Source organism: Microcoleus sp. (assembly GCF_049646505.1).
Taxonomy (GTDB): domain Bacteria; phylum Cyanobacteriota; class Cyanobacteriia; order Cyanobacteriales; family Microcoleaceae; genus Microcoleus.
The window spans coordinates 1-6126 of sequence record NZ_JBARVX010000238.1 but is presented as its reverse complement, the minus strand read 5'-3'; the positions used below and the strand labels follow the sequence as shown (position 1 = coordinate 6126).

Below are 6126 nucleotides of genomic sequence, written 5' to 3'. Positions count from 1 at the left end.
ATGAAAACCAAAAAGAATTAGTAGCTAGTATCGATTTAGGGCTGAATAATTTAGTGGCGTTAACTTCAAATCAGCCGGGATTTGTCCCTTTACTGATTAACGGGCGACCACTGAAATCAATTAATCAATTCTACAACAAGCGTAAGGCACAACTGCAATCTCAATTAAAAGGAAATCGCTTCTCCTCGTCACGGATTCAACGCCTGATTCGTTGTCGCAATCAAAAAGTTGATAATTACTTGCACCACAGCAGTCGGCAAATTGTCAATCTGCTCAAATCACAAAAGATTGGGACGCTAGTAATCGGCAAAAACTTACAATGGAAAAATGAGATTAATTTAGGCAAGAAAACAAATCAAAACTTTGTCAGCATTCCTCATACTCGACTAATTGAGATGTTGAAATATAAAGCGAAATTGCTCGGAATAAAGGTAATAGAGCAAGAAGAATCTTATACTTCCAAATCAAACTTCCTGAATTTAGATCCAATTCCTGTCTACGGGAATATTGGATCCTTCGATGTCACATTTAGTGGGAAGCGAATTAAAAGAGGATTGTACAGAACGTCGGAGGGTCGATTGATTAACGCCGATGTTAATGGGTCTTATAATATTTTGAGAAAAGCAATCCCAAATGCTTTTAGCAATGGGATAGGGAGCTGTGTAGTTCAGCCGAGGCGGGTTAATCCGCTCGAAGTGAAAGCGAAAGGGGAGGGACTCAATGCCTCCCATGTCATGTAATAAACGACTATACTTTTACCAGCTATGTTTGTGCAGTCTGGTTGGGTGCAATCCGGTGGCTTTCATTCCTGACGGTCAAACTTTAGTCACCGGTGGGGATGAGGGCGAAGTGTTAGTTTGGCGGGCGTTTGTTTAGTTGGGCGAGATAGTTGAGATACTGGGAAAGGCGATCGGCATCCGCGTCAAGCAAACGACTCGCCCAAGAATGTAAGTTAAGCTGCGATCGTATTTGTCGAAACACCGCAGCATCCCCGCGATTGTCGAGAGGAAACACCCAAGCATCAAATCCAGCCGACATCAGACAGCTAACAGCACCCTCGCCATCTTGTACCCACAGTTGACGGTTGATGCGAAGTGGCTGACAAGAATATTCACCCACAACAATTCCGCCCACAGAAACCCTAGCATCCTCCGGGCGATAGGAAAGTTCCTGCAAAATAGCTTTGAGAGAATGGAGTCTTTTCCCATCTTGTACTTGCTGCGGTGTAAGCTTGACAATCACCATTTCTAAAACTTCCATTGGTTTTGTCGATCGTACAAAATTGTCTGGTTGCGCCGTCCAAGCATCTTGTCTTTCCTGTTGAGCCGTCCAAGAGCTTTTTCCCTCCGCTTGAGCTATCCCGATTTCCTCTGCAACCCGTACAGTTTCCACCGGCTTTGCAGTGTCTACAATTATCTGAAGTTCCTCGCCATCTTTCTCTATTTTTCCACTAATCTGTAAGATAGCATTCTCTACAATATACTGCTTGAGTTGTTCGTAAGCCTTGGGAAACACCACAGCTTTGATTTGATGTGTCAAATCTTCTAACTGCAAAATTGCCATTGCATCGCCTTTTTTCGTCACTACAACTTTGACAGCGTTGAGCATGACAATAACTGATACTTTCCCCTTTTTATCTGCTAACTGTTCGAGACTCAAAACATCTGGGTCTTGGTTTTCTTGAATTAACAATTTTAGGGGATGTTCTGATACATAAAAGCCGAGCAATTCTTTTTCTAAACGCAATTTTTCCTGTTGGTCAAAATCTTTTACCGCTGGAGATTTGGGTACCGACTCATAAGTGTTTTCTGACTTGCCAAAGCTATTCTCGCCCAACAAGTCAAAAAGATTACCTTGACCGCTTTCCCGGTCTTTCTTGCGGTCTTGCGCCCATTTCATCACCCCTTCCAAGTCGTTTGCTAGTTGACGGCGGTTCCTATCGATTTTGTCAAAAGCACCGCATTGAATTAAGGCTTCTAGGGCGCGGCGGTTCACAGAATGGAGATTTACCCGATCGCACAAATCCGCCAGCGACTTAAACTTACCTTCTTCCAGGCGCGCCGCCAAAATATTTTCAATTGCCGCTTCCCCCACATTTTTCACCGCCGAAATCCCAAACAAAATTTTATCTTTTGCACAGCCAGTCATCTGTTTGGGCAGCGGCGTAAAAGTAAGTTCAGAACTATTAACATCCGGCGGCTCAACCTCAATACCCAGCTTGAGACAATTGGCAATATATCTCTGTACCTTCTCCTGGTCGCCGCTGTTAGCAGTCAGCAGTGCAGCCATGTATTCTACAGGAAAATTTGCCTTTAAATAAGCAGTTTGGTAAGTGATATAGGCATAGGCCATTGAATGGGATTTATTAAAACAGTTAGATGGCACTAGACTATTTTCTAGCATAAAATTATGGTCTTTTTCAACACCAATGTCATATACCTCTTGAGTTCCCAGTGATTTTCTACTAATAACTTTAACCATGTTTATAACTCCCGAGAATAGCCTCAATTTTATTTTTCTTTCGTTGCAGTCCCAGTTGGGGATATTTATACACAAAATCATAAAAAGCTTGTATGTTCTTCCGACTAAATATTCTCCAATAATAAACTTTTTTGAATACGTGCTCTTGTACAGAACCCATGCCTAGGTGCATTGCTAGTTCGCAGGCAAGTTCAAAGGAACCGACGATGCACACTAAACCACCACTTCTACCCTTGTTTGCATAAGCACAACCGTCACCATCAAAGTAGCCTAACACATAAGACCCTAAATATTTTAAGTTCGGGAAATAAGTAACTCCCGAAAAAGTTCTTCCTGTTATAATACCGTACCCGCGTAAAGACCTTGCTAGTTGTTCTGAAGAAAAATTTATTCTGTAGTGAAGAGCATAATTTTGAGGCCGAACAACTCTAATTTCACCAGAGTATTGTAGCTCTATGCTGAGCATTTCTGTCAGTTCTTTGTCGATAGATTCAAAAGCTACAGAATTAGTATTAGTAACACAGCCATCAGCAGCTATCAACCCTAATAAATAAGCTTTAGAATGAGAATCAATTACATCAAAATAGCTTTCATTTAAAGAATAGCGGTTTCGCCGCTTAGTATTAATATCAGCTTCTTTTAAAACTCTTGAAACCGCTCTCTCGCTCACACCAAGGTAGTTAGGAATTTTCCGGCATTCCATACCATCATTAAAAGCAGAAATAATCTTTTGCTTAGTTTCAGATGTTAGTTTGCGATAGTCTAAATACATTTTATATATCTAATGGAGGGTTAATTTGTTTTAATTCTAATCCTTTTTCAAAGATTTCATCAATGGGCAGCATTTGACCGTCATCAATCATAAACTTGTGATCTTTTGTGGCGCAAATTATCGATCCATCTTCCAGGCAATACTCAAAAACCTCCTGCATTCCCCGGCGATGCCACTGTGCAATTGACTGTGTATAAATATAACCATTACTATCAACACTGTAAACAGTACATTGAATTTCTTCCTCGACAATTTTACCAATGGCCATCGGGCCATATTCCACAGTCAATATCTGCGTGTCATAGCTCAAACAATATTCTGCGAATTGTAGCATTTGTCCGAATAACTCTTCGGCAACTCTTTGAGTGACACCATTCTTAGTTGCCCCATCAATAAATGTTTCCTTTTGCTTCTGCATTTCATCAGCCTTCTTCTTGCCCATTGCGCGGCGCAGCAAGTCGGCTTGACCTAAAGAATAGCCCGCCAAATCTTGAGCCATCCGCATAATTTGCTCTTGGAAACAAAGCGTTCCATAGGTCTCTTTTAAAATTGGTTCTAACAGCGGATGGTCATATTTAACCACCTCTCTACCGTGTTTGCGATCGATAAATTGTGGAATCAAACCAGCATCCAGCGGGCCGGGACGATAAAGCGCCAGAATAGAAGAAATATCATCCAGACAGGAAGGTTTAATTTTTTTTACTACATCCAGCATCCCCGAAGATTCTAGCTGAAAAATACCTTCCAAATCTCCTTTTTCTAATAGTTGATAAGTTTTTGCTACATCACCGGGCAACTTGTTGTTCCTAGTAAATGTCTCTTGAGCTCTGCGTTCTATATCAGAAGGTAAGGCTTCGGCATCGATAGTTATATCTTGCGTTTGCTTAACATACTCGACTGTTTTTTGGAGAGTTGTTAAATTTTTAAGTCCCAGAAAATCCATCTTCAGCAACCCCAAAAATTCCAAATCTTCCATGAAATATTGGGTGATCACGGCACCAGTGTCATTCTTTTGCAATGGTACAATTTCATCAAGGGGTTGGGAAGAAATAACCACACCGGCCGCGTGAACGCCATAGGTTTTGTTAGTTCCTTCAATGCGAATTGCCATGTCAATCCACTGACGCACTGGAACTTCAGTGCCAGTTTCGGCATTTATGCAAATTGTATTTTCGTAGTTGTCTTTAAAATCCTGTGCCGGTGTTCCATCGGAAATCATCACTTTGAGTTTTTCCGGTTTCCCCCGCGACACGGGAATCATTTTTGCCATTTCGTCGGCTTTTTTGTAGGGAATTCCTAGCACTCTAGCAACATCTTTCAAGACAGCTTTTGATGTCATTCTGTTGAAAGTAATAATTTGTGCTACGCGGTCTGTACCATATTTTTCCGTAACATATTTAATCATATCGTCGCGTCTTTCTATGCAAAAATCGCTATCGATATCTGGCATAGATTTGCGTTCGGGATTGAGAAATCGCTCGAAAAGCAGTCCGTGGTGTACCGGGTCTATGTTGGTAATGTTGAGGACGTAAGCAACTAAAGAACCTGCGGCAGAACCGCGTCCTGGCCCGACGGGAATATTGTTGTCTCTAGCATATTTCATGTAGTCCCAAACTACTAAAAAATATTCAGAAAAACCCATCTGCTGAATCATTTTTAGCTCATATTCTAGTCTTTGTTTGTAGACTGGGGAAATTTCGTTTTTGGTGCGGCTTCTTAGGCGTTCTAATAGTCCCAGCCAAGATATTTCTTCTACATAGGTATCGGCGGTATGTTCTGGGGGAATTGGAATTGTGGGAATCCGAGCTTCTCCTGTTAGCTCGTATCTTGATACTTTGTTTGCTACTTCTAGGGTAGTTTCGATCGCCTCTTTGATGATTTCGTCGTCCAAATGGTCTCGAAACAGTTGCGCCATCTCGTCAGCGGACTTGAGATATTCAGTACCGCTGTAGCGCATCCGCTTGTCTTCTTCAATCAGTTTGTTGGTGTTGATGCAAAGCAAAGCATCGTGGGCTTCTACGTCGTTGCAAGAAATATAGTGAGAATCGTTAGTGGCGATTATTTTTATATTGAATTCGCGGGCAATTTTGACGATTTCCACATTCACCATGCGGTCTTCTTGGGAACCGTGGTCTTGAATTTCTATATAGTAGTCATCCCCAAATACTTCTTTATACCATTTGGCAACTTCGCGCGCAGTATCTAGCTTGTTTTGGAGAATCATTTGGGGAACTTCGCCGCCCAAACAAGCGCTGGTGACAATTAAACCTTCGGAGTATTGTTTGAGCAGTTCTTTGTTGATGCAGGGGCGGGCAAAAATACCTCGTTCTGGCATTCCCTTCAAGTGGGAAATTGTGGTGAGTTTGACCAGGTTTTTATAGCCTTGGGTATTTTTGGCTAAGACAACTTGATGGTATTTTCTTCTACCTCTAACTTTGACTTCGATGTCGCCGTTGACGACGTACATTTCGTTGCCAATTATGGGCTTGATGTTTTTATTTCGGCAAACTTTGATGAGTTCGATCGCCCCGTACATCACGCCGTGATCCGTAAGGGCGATCGCGGGCATCCCCAATTCCACCGCCCGTTCGGCGAGCTGCTGTAGCTGAGAAGCGCCATCTAGGAGGCTGTAATCGCTGTGAATGTGCAAACCAACGAAAGACATGGCGATTTAAAATTTAAGATTTTAGATGCTAGATTCTAGATTTTACACCACCGGCGTTGAGAAAGATAAATTGATTTGAGATTTTTCAATTTACAGCACCGGCGTTGAGAAAAAACACCTTTATCCCCGACAGCAACAAAGCAGTCGGGGTTCTCATACCATTTTTCTTTCATATGTGCTATGTATGAAGTCTTAGCCCCCCCTTAAC

4 protein-coding genes are annotated in these 6126 nt (G+C 42.0%); 1 reads left to right on the top strand and 3 read right to left on the bottom strand.

What is annotated here, in order from left to right; all coding sequences use genetic code 11:
• A partial coding sequence (locus WBA89_RS12840) for an RNA-guided endonuclease InsQ/TnpB family protein (protein ID WP_424406925.1) occupies window positions 1-740 on the top strand: 740 nt, incomplete at its 5' end.
• Window positions 741-852: 112 nt separating this feature from the next.
• On the opposite strand, the gene WBA89_RS12835 is transcribed toward WBA89_RS12840, so the two are convergent.
• Genes WBA89_RS12835 through WBA89_RS12825 form a run of 3 tightly spaced genes read right to left on the bottom strand, consistent with a single transcriptional unit; the run spans window position 853 to window position 5918 of the window.
• Window positions 853-2481 carry an OB-fold nucleic acid binding domain-containing protein gene (locus WBA89_RS12835; protein WP_424406923.1) on the bottom strand — a complete coding sequence of 543 codons (1629 nt, stop codon included), beginning with the start codon at window positions 2479-2481 and terminating at the stop codon, window positions 853-855.
• The gene (locus WBA89_RS12830) at window positions 2474-3253 is read right to left on the bottom strand and encodes an endonuclease (RefSeq protein WP_424406921.1); all 780 of its coding nucleotides are present in this window, start codon (window positions 3251-3253) and stop codon (window positions 2474-2476) included. The genes WBA89_RS12835 and WBA89_RS12830 overlap by 8 nt, the downstream gene beginning before the upstream one ends.
• A gap of 1 nt (window position 3254) precedes the next feature.
• Window positions 3255-5918 carry a DNA polymerase III subunit alpha gene (locus WBA89_RS12825; RefSeq protein ID WP_424406919.1) on the bottom strand — a complete coding sequence of 888 codons (2664 nt, stop codon included), beginning with the start codon at window positions 5916-5918 and terminating at the stop codon, window positions 3255-3257.
• Between the last annotated feature and the right edge of the window lie 208 nt (window positions 5919-6126).

Excerpts from the sequence above, each read along its gene's own strand:
- WBA89_RS12835 (WP_424406923.1), bottom strand. The coding sequence starts at position 2,481 with ATGGTTAAAGTTATTAGTAGAAAATCACTGGGAACTCAAGAGGTATAT.
- WBA89_RS12830 (WP_424406921.1), bottom strand. The coding sequence starts at position 3,253 with ATGTATTTAGACTATCGCAAACTAACATCTGAAACTAAGCAAAAGATT.
- WBA89_RS12825 (WP_424406919.1), bottom strand. The coding sequence starts at position 5,918 with ATGTCTTTCGTTGGTTTGCACATTCACAGCGATTACAGCCTCCTAGAT.